Annotated in this window: 21 protein-coding genes; all 21 read left to right on the top strand. The window is 35.8% G+C overall.

Annotated elements, in window-relative coordinates; translation table 11 throughout:
• Positions 1–9 precede the first annotated feature (9 nt).
• Complete coding sequence (gmd, locus tag BM008_RS13505) at positions 10–1,044, top strand: GDP-mannose 4,6-dehydratase (protein WP_091937922.1); 1,035 nt, start codon at positions 10–12, stop codon at positions 1,042–1,044.
• 75 nt (positions 1,045–1,119) lie between these two features.
• Entirely contained in the window at positions 1,120–2,547 is a 1,428-nt protein-coding gene (locus BM008_RS13500; RefSeq protein WP_245748054.1) for a flippase, read from the top strand.
• Positions 2,548–2,632: 85 nt separating this feature from the next.
• Entirely contained in the window at positions 2,633–3,574 is a 942-nt protein-coding gene (locus BM008_RS13495) for a DUF6492 family protein (RefSeq protein WP_091937918.1), read from the top strand.
• Between the two features lie 6 nt (positions 3,575–3,580).
• Positions 3,581–4,822: a class I SAM-dependent methyltransferase gene (locus tag BM008_RS13490; RefSeq protein ID WP_245748053.1), complete on the top strand. Its 1,242-nt coding sequence runs from the start codon at positions 3,581–3,583 to the stop codon at positions 4,820–4,822.
• On the top strand, positions 4,819–5,664 hold the full coding sequence (locus BM008_RS13485; RefSeq protein WP_091937913.1) for an FkbM family methyltransferase: 846 nt from the start codon (positions 4,819–4,821) through the stop codon (positions 5,662–5,664). The genes BM008_RS13490 and BM008_RS13485 overlap by 4 nt, the downstream gene beginning before the upstream one ends.
• Positions 5,643–6,536, top strand: a complete 894-nt coding sequence (locus BM008_RS13480) for a GDP-mannose 4,6-dehydratase (RefSeq protein ID WP_245748052.1) — start codon at positions 5,643–5,645, stop codon at positions 6,534–6,536. The genes BM008_RS13485 and BM008_RS13480 overlap by 22 nt, the downstream gene beginning before the upstream one ends.
• Entirely contained in the window at positions 6,533–7,819 is a 1,287-nt protein-coding gene (locus tag BM008_RS13475) for a hypothetical protein (protein ID WP_091937909.1), read from the top strand. Before BM008_RS13480 ends, BM008_RS13475 begins: the two co-directional genes overlap by 4 nt.
• A 225-nt stretch (positions 7,820–8,044) precedes the next feature.
• Positions 8,045–9,028: a UDP-N-acetylglucosamine 4,6-dehydratase (inverting) gene (gene pseB / locus BM008_RS13470; protein WP_091937907.1), complete on the top strand. Its 984-nt coding sequence runs from the start codon at positions 8,045–8,047 to the stop codon at positions 9,026–9,028.
• Between the two features lies 1 nt (position 9,029).
• The gene (locus BM008_RS13465; RefSeq protein ID WP_091937905.1) at positions 9,030–9,437 is read left to right on the top strand and encodes a polysaccharide biosynthesis C-terminal domain-containing protein; all 408 of its coding nucleotides are present in this window, start codon (positions 9,030–9,032) and stop codon (positions 9,435–9,437) included.
• The gene (gene pseC / locus BM008_RS13460; RefSeq protein WP_091937903.1) at positions 9,434–10,573 is read left to right on the top strand and encodes a UDP-4-amino-4,6-dideoxy-N-acetyl-beta-L-altrosamine transaminase; all 1,140 of its coding nucleotides are present in this window, start codon (positions 9,434–9,436) and stop codon (positions 10,571–10,573) included. The genes BM008_RS13465 and pseC overlap by 4 nt, the downstream gene beginning before the upstream one ends.
• A gap of 11 nt (positions 10,574–10,584) precedes the next feature.
• The gene (locus BM008_RS13455) at positions 10,585–11,319 is read left to right on the top strand and encodes a cytidylyltransferase domain-containing protein (protein WP_091937901.1); all 735 of its coding nucleotides are present in this window, start codon (positions 10,585–10,587) and stop codon (positions 11,317–11,319) included.
• Positions 11,320–11,366: 47 nt separating this feature from the next.
• Positions 11,367–11,903 carry a GNAT family N-acetyltransferase gene (locus BM008_RS13450; protein WP_177188084.1) on the top strand — a complete coding sequence of 179 codons (537 nt, stop codon included), beginning with the start codon at positions 11,367–11,369 and terminating at the stop codon, positions 11,901–11,903.
• Positions 11,904–11,940: 37 nt separating this feature from the next.
• On the top strand, positions 11,941–12,849 hold the full coding sequence (locus tag BM008_RS13445) for an NAD-dependent epimerase/dehydratase family protein (protein WP_177188083.1): 909 nt from the start codon (positions 11,941–11,943) through the stop codon (positions 12,847–12,849).
• Positions 12,850–12,851: 2 nt separating this feature from the next.
• Positions 12,852–13,811 (top strand): ATP-grasp domain-containing protein, encoded by a 960-nt coding sequence (locus BM008_RS13440; RefSeq protein WP_091937895.1) that lies wholly within the window; start codon positions 12,852–12,854, stop codon positions 13,809–13,811.
• Positions 13,804–14,433, top strand: a complete 630-nt coding sequence (locus BM008_RS13435; protein ID WP_177188082.1) for an HAD family hydrolase — start codon at positions 13,804–13,806, stop codon at positions 14,431–14,433. The genes BM008_RS13440 and BM008_RS13435 overlap by 8 nt, the downstream gene beginning before the upstream one ends.
• Before the next feature lie 54 nt (positions 14,434–14,487).
• Positions 14,488–15,534: a pseudaminic acid synthase gene (pseI, locus tag BM008_RS13430; protein ID WP_091937891.1), complete on the top strand. Its 1,047-nt coding sequence runs from the start codon at positions 14,488–14,490 to the stop codon at positions 15,532–15,534.
• A 122-nt stretch (positions 15,535–15,656) separates the two neighbouring features.
• Entirely contained in the window at positions 15,657–16,565 is a 909-nt protein-coding gene (locus BM008_RS13425) for a class I SAM-dependent methyltransferase (RefSeq protein ID WP_091937889.1), read from the top strand.
• Positions 16,566–16,602: 37 nt separating this feature from the next.
• Complete coding sequence (locus BM008_RS13420) at positions 16,603–18,072, top strand: capsular polysaccharide export protein, LipB/KpsS family (protein WP_091937887.1); 1,470 nt, start codon at positions 16,603–16,605, stop codon at positions 18,070–18,072.
• Positions 18,073–18,164: 92 nt separating this feature from the next.
• On the top strand, positions 18,165–19,292 hold the full coding sequence (locus tag BM008_RS13415; protein ID WP_177188081.1) for a glycosyltransferase: 1,128 nt from the start codon (positions 18,165–18,167) through the stop codon (positions 19,290–19,292).
• Positions 19,293–19,361: 69 nt separating this feature from the next.
• A complete protein-coding gene (locus tag BM008_RS13410) occupies positions 19,362–21,821 on the top strand; it encodes an oligosaccharyl transferase, archaeosortase A system-associated (RefSeq protein WP_091937883.1) in 2,460 nt (819 codons plus the stop codon).
• A gap of 88 nt (positions 21,822–21,909) precedes the next feature.
• Positions 21,910–22,401 carry a 3-isopropylmalate dehydratase small subunit gene (locus tag BM008_RS13405; protein ID WP_281246285.1) on the top strand — a complete coding sequence of 164 codons (492 nt, stop codon included), beginning with the start codon at positions 21,910–21,912 and terminating at the stop codon, positions 22,399–22,401.
• The last annotated feature ends 5 nt before the right edge of the window (positions 22,402–22,406 follow it).

The raw sequence follows: 22,406 nt of genomic DNA, 5'->3' as shown, positions 1-22,406 counted from the left end.
GTCAATAATATGGCAAAAACAGCACTGATAACAGGAATCACAGGTCAGGACGGCGCATACCTAGCCGAGTTTCTGCTTAACAAAGGATACATCGTCCATGGTATAAGAAGACGATCATCATCTTTCAACACCAAACGTATAGACCATCTTTACAGAGACACACATGAAAAGAATGTGAATTTTTTCTTGCACTACGGAGACCTTACAGATTCTACCAATTTGATAAGGATAATTCAGGAAACACAACCTGATGAAATATACAATCTTGCCGCTCAGAGTCATGTACACATCTCATTTGATACGCCAGAATATACTGCAAATGCAGATGCAATTGGAACACTTCGAATTTTAGAAGCCATACGAATTCTAGGATTAGAAAAGAAAACAAAATTCTACCAGGCTTCAACAAGTGAACTGTATGGAAAAGTACAGGAGATTCCGCAAAAAGAGAACACTCCATTCTATCCAAGAAGCCCATATGCAGTGGCTAAATTATATTCATACTGGATTACCATTAACTATCGTGAAGCTTATGGAATATTTGCCTGCAACGGTATTTTATTCAATCACGAATCACCCATCCGCGGCGAGACATTTGTAACAAGGAAAATCACAATGGCCGTTTCCAAAATAAAGAAAGGAATTCAAAAGAAATTATATCTTGGGAATTTGGATGCAAAGAGAGATTGGGGATTTGCTGGAGATTATGTGGAAGCTATGTGGCTTATGCTTCAGCAAGATGTACCAGATGATTTTGTAATCGCCACTGGAACTACACGCTCTGTACGGGAATTTGTAGAACTTGCATTTGAAGAAGTAGATATTCAAATTGAATGGCGAGGAGAGGGAATAAATGAAGTAGGGGTGGATGTTTCCACAGGTGATGTTCTGATAGAAGTAGATTCTAAATATTACAGGCCAACTGAAGTAGATATTCTGATTGGGGACCCAACAAAAGCTAAGGAAAAATTAGGATGGGAAGCAAAAATCGGACTTCGTGAACTGGTTAAAATAATGATAGAAGGGGATATGAAAAATACATAATCGGTCAGATTTGGCACCTAACTCAATAAAAGAGTAAAAACTATGTTCAAATTAAACACTTTCTTTTCACGCATTATGAACATAGATGCAATCAAACGTCAGAGCATAGTATCCTTCATCTGGCAGGTTGCACTTACCTTCATCGGATTTTTGAGCACAATATACTTCACGCATACAGTAGGTGCAAGTGTCTTGGGAGGATATTTCCTGTTCATTGCATACATTAGTGTCATAAATCTGGTAGCAGACGGCGGTTTTGGTGATGCTGCAATCAAACGTATCAGTGAAGGGGAAGAACAAAGTGAATATTTCAGCGCATTTACCATACTTCGCTTTTTCTTTGTAATGATAGTAGTGTTAGTATTAATAGTATTTCGAAAGTATTTTGTTGATCTTAATGATTCAGGAACATTTATATGGCTAATTTTAGCACTGATTGTTGGAATATTCTATGGATCTGTTGCAAGTGGTATACTGGGCTGCGCAAAAATAGGTATTGCTGCAACTACATCATTTATAAATAATATTTCAAGAATAATCTTCCAAATCATTGCAGTTGCTTTAGGATATGGGATATCAGGTCTTGCTGGTGGATTTGTTGTAGGATTATTTGTCAGTGCACTGATGCAACTGTATTTTTTTGATTTACGCTTTGTACCTTTCAAATTGAAACATCTCAAAAATCTAGCAAATTTTTCAATATGGATATTTTTAATATCAAGTGGTTCAATTGTGTTCTCAACAGCAGATACTATCATGATAGGCTATTTTCTTAGTAATGCTGATGTAGGCATTTATCGTGTTGTGCTACAATTCACGCTTCTGGCTACGTTCATGACAGTCGTACTTCGTTCAACTCTCTATCCAAGAGTAAGTCGATGGGACAAAACAGGCGACATTGTATCAATAGAAGCTTCATTATCCAAAGCATTCACATACTCACTCATTCTTGCTATACCAATGACCATAGGCGGTTTTGTACTTGGAGATAAGCTCCTATATTTCTTTTATGGAGGGGACTTTGACAACGGATATTGGACAATGAATGTATTATTTATTGTGCAAATTATCAATATATTTTGTTATTTCTTCACAACATACCTAACTGCAATGAATCAACTCAAAAATCTGTTCACAGTCACTGTTGCATCTGTAATTGCAAATATTTCATTGAATGCTTTATTGATACCATTGATAGGAATTCTAGGAGCAGCAATCGCCACGCTTGCCACTATGACACTGAATGCTTTTTTGGCAATGATAATATTGTCGAAGATACTGCAAATTAGAATTGAGACCGATAGTTTGCTAAATATATTAAAAGCATCATTTGTGATGGGATTCCTGCTCATAGGATATAGAATGTTAATACCACTAGAGAATGTATGGTTGACATTAATTCCAGTTGCTCTCGGTGGAGCATTATATATGACCCTGATTATAAAACTCGATCGAAAAATTAATGCTGATCTAAAAGGAGTTATGCTACAGATGATTAGTTGAAATACTAAATATTAATATCATTTAAATAATACATCGTTTAAAAATACATAGAATATTTAAGATTTAACAACTTAAGGGAGTATAGATGCATAAAATTGCAATTTTGCTTGTGACATATATTAAGGATATCGAATATGTAGAACGGTTAATACCAAACTACAAGAAATATAACAGAGATAAAATACCATTGTATATTGTCACTCCATCTTCTGATATAACAGCATTTCAAAAATTCGTCGATGATGGTATTGAATTATTCACGGAAGAGGCAATAACAAAGAATTTAGCTCACAACAGTATCCATGGCATTAGATTAGGGTATATCAATCAGGAAATCATTAAGCTTGCTTTCTGGGAAAAAAAATTATGCGAGAATTATTTTTGCATGGATTCTGATGGACAATTTGTCCGGGATTTTTACATCTCTGATTTTATGTATGATTCCGATACTCCATACACAATCCTTGTTGAAGATAATGAATTAGCAGTAGAGCCAGAGTACTACAAAAAATACTGGGTGGAAAGAGAGAAATTAATCCGTACAATACAAAAAGAGATTGGTCTTGTTGATAAAAGAATGCTAACATGTCATGGTTTTGCAATACTTTCCTGTAAAGTCCTGGAATCACTACACAATAAATACCTCGTGCCAAACAACTTAACGTATAAAGATTTGATAGAGATATCACCTTATGAGTATTCTTGGTACAACATGTGGCTTCAAAAAGATAAAACTATTGACATACAATTCAGAGAACACATTTTTAAATATTTCCACCATAAGAACCACCATATTGAATACTTACAAAAAGGCATTACTCTAGATGATATTGCAAGAGGCTACCTTGGTATTGTGATAAATTCAAATTATTCTAGATGGGATGGTGTTGTTTCTTATGAGGATGGAGACATATACGAACTTTCACTAAAAGAAATCAGACAACTATTGTATAAAATAATAAGATCACTGTTCAGGAAACCATTGACTTTATTAGTAAAATTTAGAGCAAGATATATATCCAACTAAATATGAATGGCAGGTAAAATGTATACAGAAATTGAAAAATGCCGCATTAGTGGTAGCAGAAATCTTATCACGGTATTGTCACTTGGAGATCAATACCTTACAGGTGTGTTCCCAAACTCCCCTGATGAGTTAATTACGAAGGGACCAATAGACCTTGTATGGTGTCCTGATAGTGGTTTATTACAAATGAAACAGTCATATAGTTTAGAGGAGATGTATGGCGATAATTATGGTTACCGTTCGGGTCTTAATGTTTCGATGGTGAAACATCTGCAACAAAAGATCCAAACTTTAGAACAACTAGCAAAACCAAATGAGGATGAACTTGTAATTGATATCGGGAGTAATGATGCAACTTCACTTAAGGCCTATAAAGGTAAATTCCAAAAAGTAGGAATTGACCCTACAGGAAAAAAATTTAAGCAATATTATACCGATGATATAACTCTGATCCCGGACTTCTTTTCAGCTGCAACTTTCATGGATAAATTCCCTGATAAAAAAGCAAAGATAATAACATCCATTGCTATGTTCTATGATCTGGAAGAACCGGCATCATTTGTAAAGGATATTGGAAATGTTCTTGAAGACGATGGAGTATGGCATTTTGAACAAAGTTATATGCCTAGCATGCTCCAAAACAACTCATATGATACTATTTGCCATGAACATTTGGAATATTACTCATTAAAAGTCATAAAGAATATGCTTCAAAACTGTGGATTGAGAATTATCGATGTTGAGATGAACCAAATCAATGGTGGAAGTTTTGCAGTGACAGCATGCAAAGAAAATGCCCCATACAAATCAAATTTAACAGTTATTGATAGGGTTCTTAAGCAGGAAGAAGAGATGGGATTAGATACTCCAAAACCGTACCTTGATTTTGCAGAAAGAGTATTCCAGCATAGGAAAGAACTTACTGAACTTATCGATTCTCTAGTAGCAGATGGTAAAAAGATACTTGGATATGGTGCCAGTACAAAAGGAAACGTATTGCTTCAATTCTGTGATTTAACAACTAGGCATATACCTTGTATTGCAGAAGTAAATGAAGATAAATTCGGTTCGTTCACACCAGGTACTAACATTCCGATAGTTTCTGAAAAAGAGGCAATGGAAACGAAACCAGACTATTTTTTAGTGCTACCATGGCATTTTAAAGATAGTATATTGGAACGTGAAAAAGAATATATGGAGCGTGGTGGCAAGTTCATTTTCCCTCTCCCTAAAATAGAGATTGTTTGAGAACTGAAGAGGTAATAAAAATAGTAAGCAAGGGAATCCTTATGCGTAAATTTACCAACAACTTACATTCTTTTATTGAAAAGATAACCGGCACCAGCATATATGTTAAACTTGGAATATACAAAACAAAGAAAATAAAGTATGCTCCTAAATTTAGTGCCTCTTATTTGGCACTCATTGCAGATTACATTGATAGAATTGCCACTTTTAAACCAAGTAATATTTTTGAGATTGGTGCGAATTATGGACAGGATGCTGAATTTTTGAGGAAAAGATTTGGATTGGAAAACTCCGACGTGTATATTTTCGAGCCACACCCAGAAATAATAGCAGAGGCTGAAAGATACTTTTCATTTAATTGCTATCCATTAGCTATTTCAGATAAAAATGAAAAGATCACATTTCATGCAATTAAATTAGAATCTTCAAACACTGGTATTTCTTCGTTAAAGAAACATAAATTTAATAAGGAAGATGACTATTTCGATGTTGAAGTCGAGACAATAAGGATGGATGACTTTTTTGAGATCAATAATATTGATGAAATAGATTTTCTGAAAATTGATGTTGAAGGGGCAGCTTACGAAGTTTTGAATGGTTTTGGTAATGAACTTAAGAGGGTAAAAGCAATTCAACTCGAATCGGAATATATACCAATATGGGTTGGACAAAAGACATGGACACACATATCGAATATGCTTTTAGATAATGATTTTCAATTAATTCATTTTGAATTACAGGAAGATGGCATCCAATCTGATTCTTTTTGGATTCAAAAGAAATTTGTCAATCATCAGATATATGATATATCCACTCAAAAATGGCATCAAGAGAATATATGAAAGCAATAATATTTGGCGCTAAAGGACAAGATGGACATTATCTGTCAAAGCTACTTGTCAATAAAAAAGTTGATGTAATCGGAATATCCCGCACCCATGGTGATTTTAAAGGAGATGTCGCAGATTATTCTTTTGTAGAACAGGTAATAACAAGTCACCAACCAGACTACATTTTTCATTTTGCAGCCAATTCTACTACAGCTCATTCAGCACTGTTTGAAAATCACAATTCAATAAGCACAGGTACCCTTAATATTCTGGAATGTGTCCGATTACATTGTCCAACAGCCAAGGTGTTTTTATCAGGTAGTGCCATGCAGTTTAAAAACGAAGGATTACCTATCGATGAACAAACACCTTTTGAGGCAAACAGCCCATATTCTGTATCCCGCATTCAATCTGTTTATGCCGGTAGATATTATCGTTCAGCCTTTAATTTAAAGGTTTATGTTGGATATTTTTTTAACCACGACAGCCCCCTAAGATCCGAGAGACATGTAAACCAAAAAGTTGTAAACTCAGTAAAACGAATTGCAAAAGGTAGTACTGAAAAACTCATGCTTGGAAATATTGATGTCAAAAAGGAATTTAATTATGCAGGCGATGTGATTGAAGCTGTCTGGACATTGATAAACCAGGACACAATATTTGAGGCAACAATAGGATGTGGGAGAACCCATAGCATTCGTGAATGGGTAGAATACTGCTTTAAAAGAATCAACAAGAAATGGGAAGACCACGTGATAATTGATAACGATTTTGTCCCCGATTACAAAATATTAGTTAGCAATCCTGAATTAATAAAGAGTATTGGCTGGAAACAAAATGTTGGCTTCCATGAACTGGCAGACATGATGATGGAGACACAATGATTATAATCTGCGAACCTATTGCCAGAGGGTCAACTCATGAAAAGGTCAACAGTGGTTTTATTTATGGACTACACTTAGCTTATCCGCAGGAAACAATCAGATTCTATGCAGATATAACACATATTGAGGCAATAAAGAATATATTAGACCATGATGCAATTATTATTGATAACATCGAATATATTCCTGTCAAATTCAGAAACCTGTATAGTATAAGGGGAATAGTCAAATATTACTCGCCTTTTGATAGAATATTAAAAGATGCAATTGAGGTAAAAGTAAACAAAATTTTCTTCTTTTCATTTAATCCTGTAATTCTCTATGCTCTAAAACAGTTGAAGAGAAAGAGTGATTACCATGAAATGAAATTCACTTTCGTCCTTCATGGAAGCTTTGATACTGTTGCAAATGAAAATGATAAACCAGACCCCCTATCATTGCCGATTAAAAAGATAAAAAATCAGAATGATATCAAATATAAGCTTCGAATACTCAGACATGTAAAAATCGCAGAGTTACCTCATGTTTTTGCATCTTTTTTTAATAAGTTTATGCCTTGGCAGTTAATGTTGAAAAAAGTATTCACGGACCGAAAAATGATGCTCTGGAAACATTCAGCAGACTACAGATATATCGCATTGTCAACCCATATTATTGAAAATGCTGCAAGGTATCTGAACGTAAAGGAAATGAATATGTATACAGTTATCCTTCCTACAGTTTTCAGACAACCTTCTAAACAGCCAGAGAATGAATACGTTAAATTTGCAATATTTGGCTATGGAAACCCATTGATATTGCACAATATACTGGTTAAGCTTTCACAGAAGAATCTAAAAAACAATTATGAAATCCGAATAATTGGAATGGATAACAGAGGTACTTCCGAATTTCTGAATGTCACATGCCCGAGCCCTGGAAAAAGACTTGACAGAAATGAAATGGAAAAGTATGCTGAAGATATTGATGCTTTCTTGATATTATACGACAAAACACGTTATAGACTTAGTTGTACGGGGTCGATTCTTGAATCATTGTCTTATACAAAACCAATCCTGCATTTTGACAATGACTGCATCAACGCCTTTAACAGAAACGAAAATCCAATAGGAATCCGTTGTAGCAGCCTTGATGAATTTGTGTGCAAAATGGAAAATATTATTGAAAATTATGATTCATATCAGCCTGAATTCCAGAAATTTAGAAATAACATCCTGAAATTACGCAATGAATGTACCATTGAAAATTCACTTATCACACTAAAGGAAAGTTTTACATGGTAACTATTTGGTTTTGTCACTTTCTCTTTAAACATATACCCATATGCTCTTAAAGAGTAAATCCATTCAACAATATTTATATTATATACTAATGATATTTGTATTGCTCTCAAACCCTATATTATGCAGGGAATTTGCCCATAGGAAGCAATGTCCTTTCAAACCGAACTTTATATAATAAAATATCCATAATAAGTGATATATTCATAATCCAGAGATGGTAGAAACATGCAATTAGAAACTGATGCATCTTTATTTGAAGGTAAAAATATTCTCCTCACAGGTGGAACCGGTTCTTTTGGTAAAAAATTCACTGAAATTGTACTTAGTGAATGTAATCCAAATAGCTTGAGAATATATTCTAGAGGAGAATTTAATCAATATCAAATGAAACAGGAATTTAGTGATAAACGTCTCAGATTCCTGATTGGCGACGTTAGGGATAGGGACAGACTCTATCGTGCAATGAATGGGATTGATATCGTTATACATGCTGCAGCATTAAAACAGGTTCCAGCTTGCGAGTACAACCCCATAGAGGCTGTAAAGACAAATATTGATGGCTCTGTCAATGTCATTGATGCAGCCATTGACAATGCCGTTGAAAAAGTGATGGCGATAAGCACAGACAAAGCCGTTCACCCTGTAAACCTTTATGGGGCGACAAAAATGGTTGCAGAAAAAATGTTTATTCAAGGTAATACTTATACAGGAAAAGGCAGAACACGATTCAGTTGTGTCAGATATGGGAATGTCATAGGTAGCCGTGGAAGCGTGATTCCATTGTTTAATGAACAGAAAAAAGAGGGTATTCTAACAATCACTGATGAAAGGATGACACGTTTCTGGTTAACTCTTGACCAAGGTATACGTTTTGTACTGAACTCTATACAAAGAATGCAAGGAGGAGAGATTTTCATCCCGAAAATACCCAGTATGAAAATAAGTGATCTAGCAGATGCAATCGCTCCTGAAGCAACAAAAAAATTCACTGGAATCAGACCAGGAGAAAAACTACACGAGATAATGATAACAGAAGATGAATCAAGACATACAAAAGAGTTCGCAGAACATTTTGTTATCGAACCAGAGTTCTCATTCTGGAAAAAAGAAAATACTCTTTCTGGAAAGAGCCTCCCTGAAAACTACCGGTACTCTAGTGACATCAACGACAAATGGCTAACAAGTGATGAACTGAAAAGAATGTTGTAGTATGCCACCGATATACGACAAATTGACACGTGTCAAACATAAAAGGATGGATGGATGGCTCTCTGAGATAATATCGATGAACTATGTAGATGAACCATTCAATTGTGTACATACTTATGTAGTGTCCATCGAACCCATGAAGACCAGAGCCAATCATTATCACCTAAAAAAAGAGGAATGGTTAGCTCTTGCTGCGGGAACAATCAAATTATGCTTAAAAGATGTTGTTTCAGGAAAATACGAAGAAATAGTTATGGATTCAACATCAGATACTTATGAAATAATCCATATCAAGCCATGTGTTGCCCATGCGTTAAAGAATATTTCGAAGGGTGAAGCAAGCGTTATAGTATTCAGCAAGAATCCAGAGGATAAAGAAGATACAATTCCCTATGAGGTTGCATTATGATTCCTTACGGACATCAGACGATAGACAATGAAGATATCGAAGAAGTAATAAAGGTTCTTAAAAGCGATTGGTTAACTACTGGACCAAAAATATCCGAATTTGAGAAGAAAATCTGTGACTACATAGGATGCAGACATGCTGTAGCAATGAATAGCGGTACCAGTGCTTTGGATGTTGCTGTGGCTTCATTGGACATGCCGAAGGATTCAGAAGTAATTACGACTCCATTCACATTCGCTGCAACCAGCAATGCACTTCTTTATAATGCATTGAAACCCGTTTTTGCAGACATCGAAATAGAAACACGCAATATCGACCCAGAAGATATTGAAAAGAAGATCACACCTAAAACTAAAGCAATAATATATGTGGATTATGCTGGACATCCCTGCGACATAGAAGAGATACAGGATATCGCAAATGAACATGACCTCTATTTGATTGAAGACGCATGCCATTCCTTTGGAGCTAGCTACCACGGAAAAAAAGTTGGAAATTATGCAGACTTTACGGTATTCAGTTTCCACCCGGTCAAACCTATAACCACAGGAGAAGGAGGAGCATTAGTTACAAATGATCCGGAACTGGCAAAAAAAGCAAGGATGCTTCATAATCATGGGATAGACAGAGATGCAATATCCCGCTACGGTCCTAATGCCGAATGGGCATATGATATGAAAATGCTTGGACGTAATTATCGCATGACCGATATCCAGGCGGCTCTGGGAATATCCCAGCTAAAGAAGATAGACCATTTTATAGAAAGAAGGAACAATATATCTTCATACTATCAGGAACGATTCCATGACATGGAATCAATAAGTCTTCCCTCCACCAAGGATGGTATCCTACATGGATGGCACTTATATACGATTCTGCTTGAAGAAACTATAGACAGGGATGAACTTTTCAAACACCTACGAGAAGAAAAGAACATTGGAACAAATGTTCATTACATACCTGTTTACAGACATACTTTCTACCAAGAATCTTTTGGATTTAACAAAAAAGATTACCCTGTAACTGAAGATGTATTTAAAAGAATAATTACACTGCCATTGTACCCAAACATGGAACAAAAGGATGTAGAGTATATTACATCGTCAATTTTGGATTTTATCGAAAATAAGAGATAGAGGATGTCAATATGAAAATTGTGGCAATTGTTCAAGCAAGAATAGGATCCACACGCCTTCCAGGAAAGGTAATGAAAACTATTCTGGGTAAACCTGTGATATTATGGGATATAGATCGAATTTCCAGCTCCATGCTAATTGATGAAACTGTCATTGCTATACCTTATGGAGAGGAAAATGACATTATAGAAAGTACAGTTAGACAATATAATAATAAAATAACTGTGGCAAGAGGAAGCGAGAACGACGTCCTTGACAGATATTACAAAGCTGCTGTACAGGCAAAAGCTGATATCATTATCAGGATTACATCAGATTGCCCATTGATAGATCCTACTATAATAGATAAGGTTATCGAAGAATTTCTGACTAACGGATGTGATTACTGTTCTAACACTCTGGAACTTACATATCCAAGGGGGATGGATACAGAAATTTTCACATTTAAAGCACTTGAAAAAGCATGGAAAGAAGCAAAAGAGGATTATGAAAGAGAGCATGTTACGCCTTATATAAGAGAACATCCCGATATTTTTAAGCAGTGCAATGTTTCAAATGAAGAGAACCTAAGTCATTTGCGACTCACACTGGATACACCAGAAGATTTTGAGTTGATCACAGAGATATACTGCCATCTGCACCCCACAAAAAAAATGTTTTTGCTAAAACATATTCAAGAATTATTTAATAAACGACCGGATTTAATAAAAATTAACGAACATATTATGCAAAAAGCAGTACATTAAAATTAAGAATTTAATATTCTTTTGTAAAATTAATAGGAGACTGAATCGTGAGAGCGAGAATATTAGAAGCAGATGGTTTATATTTATCAAACATAGAATTCACTGATCTGGAAAATATCAAAATATGGCGCAATGAACAGATGTCCGTACTCCGGCAATGGAAACCCCTTACCGACAGGAATCAGGATAAATATTGGGATGTTATTGCAAACAACAATGATTCAGTCCTCTTTTCAATAATCGATGAGAATGACAGGTTTATTGGTTATTGCGGCCTTACCAATATCGACTACATATCATCAAGGGGTGAATTGTCCTTTTTATTGGATACCGACCTTGACCGCAATAGCATCAAACATGACACAACACTTCTCGCAGTCCTCAAAATGCTCTCAAAATACGGATTTGGGCAGCTCAATTTAAACAAGGTATTTACAGAGACCTATGTTTACAGGGAAGAACACATACGAACACTGGAAAGATTTGGACTGAAACGAGATGGCATCCTCAGAAAACACGTTTTCAAGAATGGCCAATACCATGACAGTATGATACATTCAATGCTAAGATCTGAATATTTATAAGGTGAACATGATGTTTTTTAAGAACAAAAGAGTATTAGTGACTGGTGGAGCAGGAGTAATTGGAAAAGAACTCATTGAAATGCTTAGAAAACAAGGTGCCATAATAAGATGTGTGGATTTTCAGGAAAAACCTTCAGAATTGACCGACATAGAATACTTTCAGATGGATCTTTCAAGACCAGGTAACCAGTTTCTTTTCCGCTTTGAACCAGAATATGTTTTTCATTTAGCCGCGGATTTTGAAAGGACTGAAGAAAGAAAGGATTTCTGGGAGTCTAACTTTAAGAACAATATCCTTGCATCTCATAATCTAATAGAACAGATCATCAAGTGTCCTTCCCTCAAGAAAGTGATATTTGCATCTAGTTATCTGATATACGACGAGAAACAGTATAATAATATAGAAGATGAGAACATCTTGAATGAAAGTTCTACTATAAATCCCAGAAACACAGTCGGTGTTGCAAAACTCCAGACTGAGGCAGATCTGGAGTTTCTTAGCAGGAACAACGAATATCCATTCGATTGCGTATCTGCAAGGATATTCAGAGTATATGGTAAAGGGTCACGTGACATTATTTCCAGATGGGTAAGAGCCATACTTCAGAAAGAAGATATTATATTGTTTAATGAAAACAACCGTTTTGACTACATATTTGCAAGGGATGTAGCTACAGGACTATTAAAATTGGGTGAGAACGAGAATGCCAAAGCTATCTACAATCTTGGAACTGGCGTATCTTCCAGAGTAAAAGACGTTGTTTTAGTTCTGAAAAATAACCTGGGGAATTTCGATGTCAATACAATTGAATCCAGAGAAGAATTATTTGAATCAAGTTGTGCAGATATAAGTAAACTACAAAATGAGCTTTCTTGGTCCCCTGAATACGATCTTGAATCTGGTATAAAGGAAATAATTGCTTATGAAAAGAAAAGGAATCACTGAAGATGACTGAAACTACAGTCCTGATTACCAGTGTTTCTACAAAAGTACTGCTTGTAAAAGAGTTCAAAAAAGCACTTGCTGAAGAGAAAGACAAAGGTAGAGTTATCGGGATAGATATCGACCCACTTTCTGCAGCACTTTATTTCTGCGACGAATATGCCATATGCCCCAGACTTGATAGTCCAGACTATCTTAATTTTTTAGAGAAACTATGTATCGAAAAAAAAGTTCGACTTATTGTTCCGACAAGGGATGAAGATGTCCTTTACCTGTCAAAACATAAAAAGTACATTGAGAACAGAACTATGGCAAAGGTCATGGTCCCCGATATTGAGGTCGCAAAAATATGTTCTGATAAATTCAATTTCTTCAGATTCCTGCAGGAACATGACCTTCCAGCAATAATGTCATGGACAGAAATATGTGATGACATCACGTATCCGTGCGCAATTAAGTCGAGATCAGGAGCTGGTGCCAGGAAATTCTACATCGCTAAAGACAAAGAAGAGTTGAACAAACTCATTGAAAATATAGAAGATCCTATCATACAGGAATATATAGAAGGAATAGAATACAGTATAGATTATTTTACGGATTTTGAAGGGAACTATATCAGTCAGGTACCTAGAGTCAGAATGAAAGTGGTTTCAGGGGAATCAAAAATAGGAATCACAGTAAATGAACAGGAAATAACAGATCTGTGTATTTCACTTGCCACTAAAATAAAATTAATAGGACACAATGTAATTCAATGCTTCAAAACAACATCTGGAAGCTTAAAAATCATTGAAGTGAACCCGCGTTTTGGTGGTGCATCTAATTTAAGTTTCGCTGCTGGAAGAAGCACTCCCCTATATCTCATCAAAATCTTGAATAAGAGCAATATCAAAGTGAAACCTTTCAAAGAAGGACTCATAATGCTACGTTATAGTGAAGACATATTTATTGATGCACATGATTAAAGTAATAATATTTGATCTCGACAACACGCTGTACAATGAAAAAGAATACGTAATCAGCGGGTTTAAAGCCGTTGCTCTTTTTTTAGCTAGAGAAAAGTCTCTAGATTATTGCACAGTTTACTCTTCGCTGTTAGAATCATTTGTAATCAATGAAAGAGGAAAAAACTTCAATTATCTATGTAATAAATTAAACATTGACAAGAGTATTATCAGAAGGCTAGTGGATGTTTATAGAGAGCACTATCCTGAAATTTCCCTGAAGGAAGACATTGAAATGTTCCTCTTGGAATTGTCTAGGAAATACAAGCTCTGCTTGCTCACCAACGGATGGTTGCTGCCCCAGAAAATGAAAGTCGAGTCTTTGAGGCTTGACAGATATTTTGATACAATCTATTATTCACAGCAGGATGGATTGGACCTCGCAAAACCCCATCCTAAATATTTTATGAAGATTCTACAATTCTACAAGATAGAGGCTTCTGAAGCCTTAATGATAGGAGATGATCCTGTTGCGGACATACAGGGAGCAAAGGATCTGAACATACCGTACTTTCAGATAAGCAATGAGCTGGATGATAATGAAAAGCAGAAAATTATGCAGTTCCTGCATAATAATATATAACGATTAAGTAGAAAATATCAATAATTACAAATAACCAATATCAATGAGGGAAACATGGAAATTAAAATTGGTGACAGATACGTCGGTGAAAGACATCCAGTATTCATAATAGCAGAAGTTTCAGCAAATCATCTTCAGAATTTTGACCTCGCGGTCGATACAATTAAAGCAATCAAAGATTCGGGTGCCGATGCTGTAAAACTTCAGACATATACACCGGATACAATTACAATCAACTGTGATAATGATTTCTTTCAGATAGAACATGGGACTCAATGGGACGGGAAAACGCTTTACAATCTCTATGAGGAAGCATATACTCCATGGGAATGGCAGCCGAAGCTTAAAAAAAGAGCCGAAGAGCTTGGACTTATCTGTTTCTCATCCCCTTTTGATGCAACTGCAGTTGATTTTCTTGAAAATATGGAAGTTCCTGCCTACAAGATCGCATCCTTTGAGATTACCGATATTCCCCTCATAGAATATGTTGCATCAAAAGGAAAACCGGTAATCATATCCACTGGTATTGCAACACTTTCAGACATAGAAGAAGCCATTGCTGCATGTAAAAGAATGGGAAATGAACAGATAGCACTTTTGAAATGCACATCTGCATATCCCGCACCTCTTGAAGAGCTTAATTTGAACACAATACCAAATATTAAAGAAACATTTAAAACTGTGGTAGGACTCTCCGACCATACTCTTGGAATATCTGCACCAATAGCAGCAGTTGCCCTCGGAGCAAGAATAATAGAAAAGCACTTTATTCTGGATCGAAATATGGGGGGTCCTGATGCCGCATTCTCACTTGATGCACAAGAATTTAAAAACATGGTGGAAGCTGTAAGAGAAACTGAAAAAGCACTTGGTCAAATCAACTATGAATTGACAGAAAATGCAAAAAAGAGCAGAGATTTTTCGAGATCTCTTTTTGTTGTGAAAGATATAAAAGCCGGAGAGAATTTCACAAAAGATAATGTAAGATCTATACGACCTGGTTTTGGATTGCACACCAGATATTTAAATGAAGTTCTGTGTCGAAAAGCAAGAAACGATCTTAAAAAAGGAACTCCTTTGAGTTGGGATATCATACGATAAACATGAAACTGAACAGGTTCAAAAATGAGATAGGTGGCAATTAGCTTCAAAAACTAGCCACAATAAACTCTAAGAAGTATTTTTCAATAGTTACTATCAAATTGACTTGAGGAGGGAAAACTGTGCATAAAGGAAAAATTGTAGTAAAAGATGGAAAAACTGAAATAATTGACTGTGAACTTTGTGGATTTAAGCATTTACAACCAATACCATCCAAAGAAGAAATTAAGAAATACTACGAAAAACAATACTATCAGGATACAAAACCAAATCTTCTTGACTATGAAAAAGAAATCAGAGAGACGCAATGGTCAAACTTGTGGTATAAAGATAAGCTTGATATAGTGAACAATTATATCAAATATCATAGTGAAACTAAAAGACTATTAGATGTTGGTTGTGGAAATGGACTATTCCTTAGGTTTATGAGTGAGAATGGCTGGGAAGCTAACGGGATAGAACCTTCATTTACAGCAAGTGAAATAGCTAATTCTTTAAACTTGAATGTAAAAAATAAAACGCTTGAAGATTTTATTGAAGACAAATGGTATAGATATTTTGATTTTATTAATTTGAAATGTGTTCTGGAACATGTCCCTAACCCAACTGAAATAATTAATATTTGTAAGTATTTACTAAAAGAAGAAGGAATAATTTGTATAGAAGTCCCAAATGATTTCAATATACTCCAGCTAGAAACACACAGATTAAAACTATGCAAATCCCGTTATTGGTTGGCAATACCTGATCACATTAATTACTTTGATTTTTCCAGCTTAAGTCAGTTATTAAAAAAATGTGGATTCGACATTCATCTGCAGACCACAGATTTTCCAATGGAACTCTTTCTGTTGATGGAGGATAACTATGTCGACAACAAAGAAAAAGGAAGCAAGTGTCATAAGAGAAGAATGAGTTTTGAGGTAAACATTAGTGATGAAATTCGGAGAGACCTATATAATTCGATGGCACAATTAGGGATTGGAAGAACTTGTGTAATATATGCAACATTGAATCCACATAAACAATGACAAAATATACTTATTATAATAATAATTTGAGATTAATATGAAAATCCTTATCTACATGCCTTTTGCCGATTGGGTCCCTCATCTTGCAACGGACCTCGAAATAGCCACCAAGCACATTGATGCAGGGGACGAGGTGCATATCATACAATGCTCAGGAGATTTACCTGCTTGTGAACCAAACCCAAACCACATCAAACTCACATGCTTTTTGTGTAAATCAAGAAGAGATAAAGGATTAGGCATCATAAAACTTCCTGACAAAAATAGGCACGAGCTTGCCTTGGGCAATTTTACAAAAGATATTGAAATACCTGATTTTTCATCCATGGAAGAACTAAAGAACTTTGAGATTGATGGAGTCGATATTGGAATGGCAGTTGCCTCTTCACTTATCAGCATGGTGCGTGAACCTAGTCCTAATGTAATACATTATAGACATTTTATTAAAAAAAACCTGTTAATGGCAATAGCCGTTTATAATGCAACTAAACACCACCTTAAACAAATAAATCCTGATGTATTCTACCTATTCAATGGAAGATACGCACCATTAAGACCTGCATTAAGAGCTGCACAGGATATGAATATAAAAACATACATCCATGAGAGAGCGGGGATCCTAACCAAGTATTCACTTACGGAAGACACATATCCCCATGATATAGAATACCAGAAAAAACAAATAGAGAAATATTGGGATAACGAGTCAGATAATACGAAAAAGAATGAAATTGCAATTAAATGGTTTGAAGACCGAAGAGGTGGAAAAGACCAAAGTTGGTATTCCTTTACTAAATCTCAGGTAAAAGGAAATTTGCCAGAAGGTTTTGATTCCTCAAAAAGAAATATTGCGATTTATATCTCTTCTCAGGATGAATTTGAAGCCATAACTGGATGGAAAAATCAATTATACAAAAACCAGACATCTGCACTAAAAGAACTCATCAATTTCAAAGTTGATGATAACATAATGTTCTATTTGAGAATACATCCCAATTTGAAAGGTTTAAAGAATACACAAACAAGAGAATTGAACGAATTAAAATCTCAAAACCTGCATATTATTTCCGCAGATTCCAAAATAGATTCATATGAATTAATGAATGCCTGTGAAAAAATAATTACATTTGGGTCAACAGTGGGAATTGAAAGTGTATTCTGGAGCAAGCCATCTATACTTATTGGTAGAGCAGTCTATGAAGACATCAAGGTATGTTACATACCAAATAATAGAGAAGAACTTATCAATCTTATCAATCAAAAGTTAGAACCAATGGATAAAACCGGAGCTATTAAGTTTGCATACTGGCAAGTGTCTAACGGCCACGAATATATATATTACAAACCAGAGTCCGTAAGACATGGGACTTTTATGGGAAAATATCTGAAGAATCCACAAATTGAAAGATTGAAATCAAAACTCCTATCAAAAAATATGATATCAAAAATAATATTTACTACAGCATATCTTATCAGAAAAATTAAGTGGAAACTGCATCTTCCCTGATAAAACGCCTGAGACCTCATCAAATATAAATTAATTCGAAACAAAACAAATTGTTAAATAAATATAAATGGTTATAACCAATGTTACTACATATGATTGATCTGGTGTTGATCTGGCAACTTTTGGTAGTGTTTGAAGTAGCTCTTTTTTCCTCATATACTTTAGTCATGTATATCTATTCCAAAAAAGAAGAGCAACTCCCCATAAATAACAAGCTTCCAACAGTTACATTGGTAATACCAATGTACAACGAAGAAAAAGTGATCCGGGAGAAAATTGAAAATACATCCCTTATTGACTATCCAGAAGACAAACTGGAAGTTATAATACTAGATGATTACTCGACAGACAGTTCTGAAGTGATTTCAACGAAAGCCATCAATGAAAGCTCCCTGAAAGCCAGAGTAGTTAAAAATGATGGTGGCAAAGGAAAGGCAAGAGGATTAAACTGGATCTTTTCAAAAATCAGCAGCGATATTACAGTAATAACCGATTCAGATGCATTGTTAAAAGAAGATGCCCTTCTTCAAATAATAAAGAACTTTACTGATCCAAAAATAGGAGGAGCTACAGGAAAAATAGTAATTCTTTCTGATAAAGCAAGGTTTTCAAAATCACAGGAAGATTCTTATCGTTTCTATTTTGATGTATGGAGACAGGGAGAAAGCAAAATTGCATCCGTTTCTGTATGTAATGGCCCTTTAATGGGTTTTAGAACCGAACTGTTACATAAAATAAAAATCGACCCTAATGCCTATGCAGATGACTCTGATATGCTTTACAAAATAATAAAATTAGGATATAGAGTGGTGTACGATAAGAAAGCAGTAGTATACGAACGTGTTCCACTAACTGTAAAGGGACGCACCATCCAGAAAATGAAGAGAATAAATGGTTTAAGAAAAGTTTATCTGAATAATTTCCAATTAATAGGAAAAGGAAGATTTGGAAAAATAATATATCCCTATGCATTACTCACACATATTGTCTCCCCACTTGTAATTTTGTTATTAACCATCCTGTATCCATTGGTAATGCTTAAAGAACCTTTATATCTAGGATTTCTTATACTGCTTGTGCTGCCTAAAATTGGGAAAATTGCAGTATCTTTTGTTACAACTCAATTAATAATGAATTTTTCATTCCTTGTACCAACAGGTGGTTCTTGGGAAGCTGTGGAAGATGCAAGATATGATCTTAATTCAACAAATGATAAATAAAATGCAATTTATTGGAAATAATTACAATTATTGTGCTAAATTAATTGATATATTTGAGAGAATAAGCAAATGACCACCGAAAACAAAAAATCGAAAATATCTGGAAACAAGTTGGTATATTTAGGAGGAATAATACTTTCGTTGCTTGTTTCCATATACATAAGAACAATACCCAAAGCAGGCGTATTTATCTCTGACACGTTTGTACGTTTTGGAGGGAACGATCCCTGGTACCATTTAAGGAATGTAGAATCGATAGTACATAATTATCCAAACATGTTATGGTTTGATGCTTACACACAATATCCCAGTGGTGGAAATCAGGTATTTGCACCATTTTTTGATTATTTCCTCTCAACTGTTATATGGATAATAGGACTTGGTAATCCAAGCCAGGATACAATCAACACAATTTGTGCTTATAACCCTGTTATATTAGGAGCACTTGTTATTATCCCAACATATTTTGTTGCAAAGAACATATTTGATAGTCGTGTAGCACTTCTTTCCGCATTTCTCATAGCAATTGCACCCGGACAATTCTTGTCCAGATCGATCATTGGTTTCAATGACCACCACATTGCTGAAACACTACTTACAACTATTACAGCAATGTTTATAATAATGGTTCTTAAGATTGCAAAGGACCAAGAACTAACTTTTGATATGATTAAAAACAAAGATTTTGCATCGTTCAAAAAAGTCCTCCCCTACATACTATTAGCTGGAATTGCACTGGGCGCATATTCAATTACATGGATTGGTGCTATATTCTTTAGTTTTGTAATTGGCATCTACATAACAATACAATATATTGTAGACCACATGCAAGGGAAAAAAAGCGACTATCTTGCAATTTTCGGAATCATGATCTTTTTGGTTGCACTAATAATGGTCTTAGCAACACCACATATTGGAAGTACAAAACCACTCACAATTAAAGGCCTCTTTGCTGGGATCGTTGCATTTCCGGTTCTTAGTGGCATATCCAAAATGATGAACAGAAGTAATCTTAAAAAATATTATTACCCATTATCAATTTGTTTGCTTTTCATTGCAAGTGTTGCAATTTCAAAGTTACTTTCTGAATCAGCATATGACCTAATAACCAGTGTATTCAGTTTCTTCATGCGCACAGGTGGCGGTCTCACAATTGCAGAAGCATCCCCACTCTTATCATCAGGAGGAGTTTTCACTCTTCAACCACTCTGGTACAACTTTGGTACTCTTGGATACATATCATTCTTTGCACTTGGAATACTCATCTACAAGGCATTTACAAGAAAGAACACACCTGAGAACACTTTCCTAATAGTTTGGACCTTAATGATCATATGGGCTATGCTCCAGCAGAACCGTTTTGCATACTATTACTCAGTAAACGCTGCTATACTCAGTGCATGGGTAGGCATCCAAATTCTGGACCTAACTGGATGGAAAGATATAGCCAATAGCATAAGATCCAAGACTTTCAATGCTAAAAACATAAAGGCAATGCACATACTTTCAGCTATATTCATCGTACTTGTTCTGATGTACCCAAGCTACAACCTAGCAATGCAACAAAATCAAGGAACAGGTGGACCAAACGGCTACTGGATAGAAGCAACAATGTGGTTAAACTACAACACCCCATACCCCGGACTTGATTACTACGAAAACTATGAAATACCTGCAAGTGGAGAAAGCTACGAATATCCTGATACAGCCTATGGAGTAATGTCCTGGTGGGACTATGGTCATTGGATAGAGGTCATTGGACATCGTATTCCAAATTCAAACCCATTTCAAAAAGGAATTGGTGGCCGTACCAACAGCATCGAAGAAGAAAATATTCCAGGCGCATCAACCTTCTTCACAGCATCTTCCGAAGAAGAGGCAACTGCAGTCCTTGAAGCAGTCCATCCTGACCCTGAAAAGGCAGGGGCACGTTACATAGTCTCAGATGTTGAGATGGCAACCGGTAAATTCTATGCCATGACTGCCTGGACGCTGGATACAGATAACTATTACATACAGGTCCAGACCGATTCTGGATACATGACCGTACCCGGACCAAGATACTACAATTCAATGGAAGCAAGACTTCACATGTTCGATGGTAACGGGCTCAAGCAGTATCGTCTGGTACATGAAACACCTGCAGGAAGCACACAGGAACCCGGATACAAGAGCGTATACAATCAACTCTTTGGTGGCAGCGTGTCTGAAGAAGATACAGGATATGTTAAGATATTCGAGTATGTGGAAGGTGCAACCATCACAGGTACTGCCCCTGCCAATGAGACAGTGACCATAAGTACGACCATATTGACAAGTCAGATGAGGACATTCGTCTACTCACAGTCCACAACATCTGATGGAACTTACACTTTCACAGTGCCTTACTCTACAGAAGGCCCTATCGAAGGTGAAACACAATTCGATGCAATGCCTACAGGACCTTATGTAATAAGTTATGGAGGCAGCACACAAGAGGTCAGTGTTAGCGAACTGGACGTACTGAATGGGAACACAATAGAAGTCTGAAGACTTCTATCCCATCCATTTTTTCTTTTTTAGACCACTTTCCCGACACTTACAAATAATATCATGCAGAAGCTAGCTCTAAGGTGATATATTGGACAATATGATCAAGGGAAAAGCATGGATATTCGGCAGTGATATCGATACTGATGTAATAATTCCCGGAAAATACCTGCGCACAAAGGATATGCAGGTCTTTGCAGACCATGCAATGGAAGGAATTGACCCGGATTTCTCAAAAAAAGTACAGAAAGGAGATATCATTGTTGCTGATGATAACTTCGGATGCGGATCATCCAGGGAACAGGCAGCACTTGCATTGAAGTATGCCGGTGTTGGTTGTGTTGTAGCAAGGTCATTTGGAAGGATATTCTTCAGGAACGCTATCAATGTAGGACTTCCACTGATGGAAGCAGACGTGGATTGTAATGAGGGCGATGAAGTAGAAATAGACCTGACCCAGGGAATCGTAACAGTAAATGGTAAAGTGTTCCAGGGGAACAAACTCCCTGATTTCCTGCTTGAGATGTTACAGGCAGGCGGACTTGTAGCCCAGCATAAGGCAAAGAAGAACATTCAGTAATCAAT

It is taken from the genome of Methanolobus profundi (genome assembly GCF_900114835.1).
In the GTDB taxonomy this organism is placed as follows: Archaea; Halobacteriota; Methanosarcinia; order Methanosarcinales; family Methanosarcinaceae; genus Methanolobus; species Methanolobus profundi.
Note: the sequence above shows the minus strand (reverse complement) of the source record. Positions and strands in the feature narration are given on the sequence as shown.

What these genes read in the sequence shown, in the direction of transcription:
- gmd (WP_091937922.1), top strand. Translation starts at nt 10, where the DNA reads ATGGCAAAAACAGCACTGATAACAGGAATCACAGGTCAGGACGGCGCA.
- BM008_RS13500 (WP_245748054.1), top strand. Translation starts at nt 1,120, where the DNA reads ATGAACATAGATGCAATCAAACGTCAGAGCATAGTATCCTTCATCTGG.
- BM008_RS13495 (WP_091937918.1), top strand. Translation starts at nt 2,633, where the DNA reads ATGCATAAAATTGCAATTTTGCTTGTGACATATATTAAGGATATCGAA.
- BM008_RS13490 (WP_245748053.1), top strand. Translation starts at nt 3,581, where the DNA reads ATGGCAGGTAAAATGTATACAGAAATTGAAAAATGCCGCATTAGTGGT.
- BM008_RS13480 (WP_245748052.1), top strand. Translation starts at nt 5,643, where the DNA reads ATGGCATCAAGAGAATATATGAAAGCAATAATATTTGGCGCTAAAGGA.
- BM008_RS13475 (WP_091937909.1), top strand. Translation starts at nt 6,533, where the DNA reads ATGATTATAATCTGCGAACCTATTGCCAGAGGGTCAACTCATGAAAAG.
- pseB (WP_091937907.1), top strand. Translation starts at nt 8,045, where the DNA reads ATGCAATTAGAAACTGATGCATCTTTATTTGAAGGTAAAAATATTCTC.
- BM008_RS13465 (WP_091937905.1), top strand. Translation starts at nt 9,030, where the DNA reads ATGCCACCGATATACGACAAATTGACACGTGTCAAACATAAAAGGATG.
- pseC (WP_091937903.1), top strand. Translation starts at nt 9,434, where the DNA reads ATGATTCCTTACGGACATCAGACGATAGACAATGAAGATATCGAAGAA.
- BM008_RS13455 (WP_091937901.1), top strand. Translation starts at nt 10,585, where the DNA reads ATGAAAATTGTGGCAATTGTTCAAGCAAGAATAGGATCCACACGCCTT.
- BM008_RS13440 (WP_091937895.1), top strand. Translation starts at nt 12,852, where the DNA reads ATGACTGAAACTACAGTCCTGATTACCAGTGTTTCTACAAAAGTACTG.
- BM008_RS13435 (WP_177188082.1), top strand. Translation starts at nt 13,804, where the DNA reads ATGATTAAAGTAATAATATTTGATCTCGACAACACGCTGTACAATGAA.
- pseI (WP_091937891.1), top strand. Translation starts at nt 14,488, where the DNA reads ATGGAAATTAAAATTGGTGACAGATACGTCGGTGAAAGACATCCAGTA.
- BM008_RS13420 (WP_091937887.1), top strand. Translation starts at nt 16,603, where the DNA reads ATGAAAATCCTTATCTACATGCCTTTTGCCGATTGGGTCCCTCATCTT.
- BM008_RS13415 (WP_177188081.1), top strand. Translation starts at nt 18,165, where the DNA reads ATGATTGATCTGGTGTTGATCTGGCAACTTTTGGTAGTGTTTGAAGTA.
- BM008_RS13410 (WP_091937883.1), top strand. Translation starts at nt 19,362, where the DNA reads ATGACCACCGAAAACAAAAAATCGAAAATATCTGGAAACAAGTTGGTA.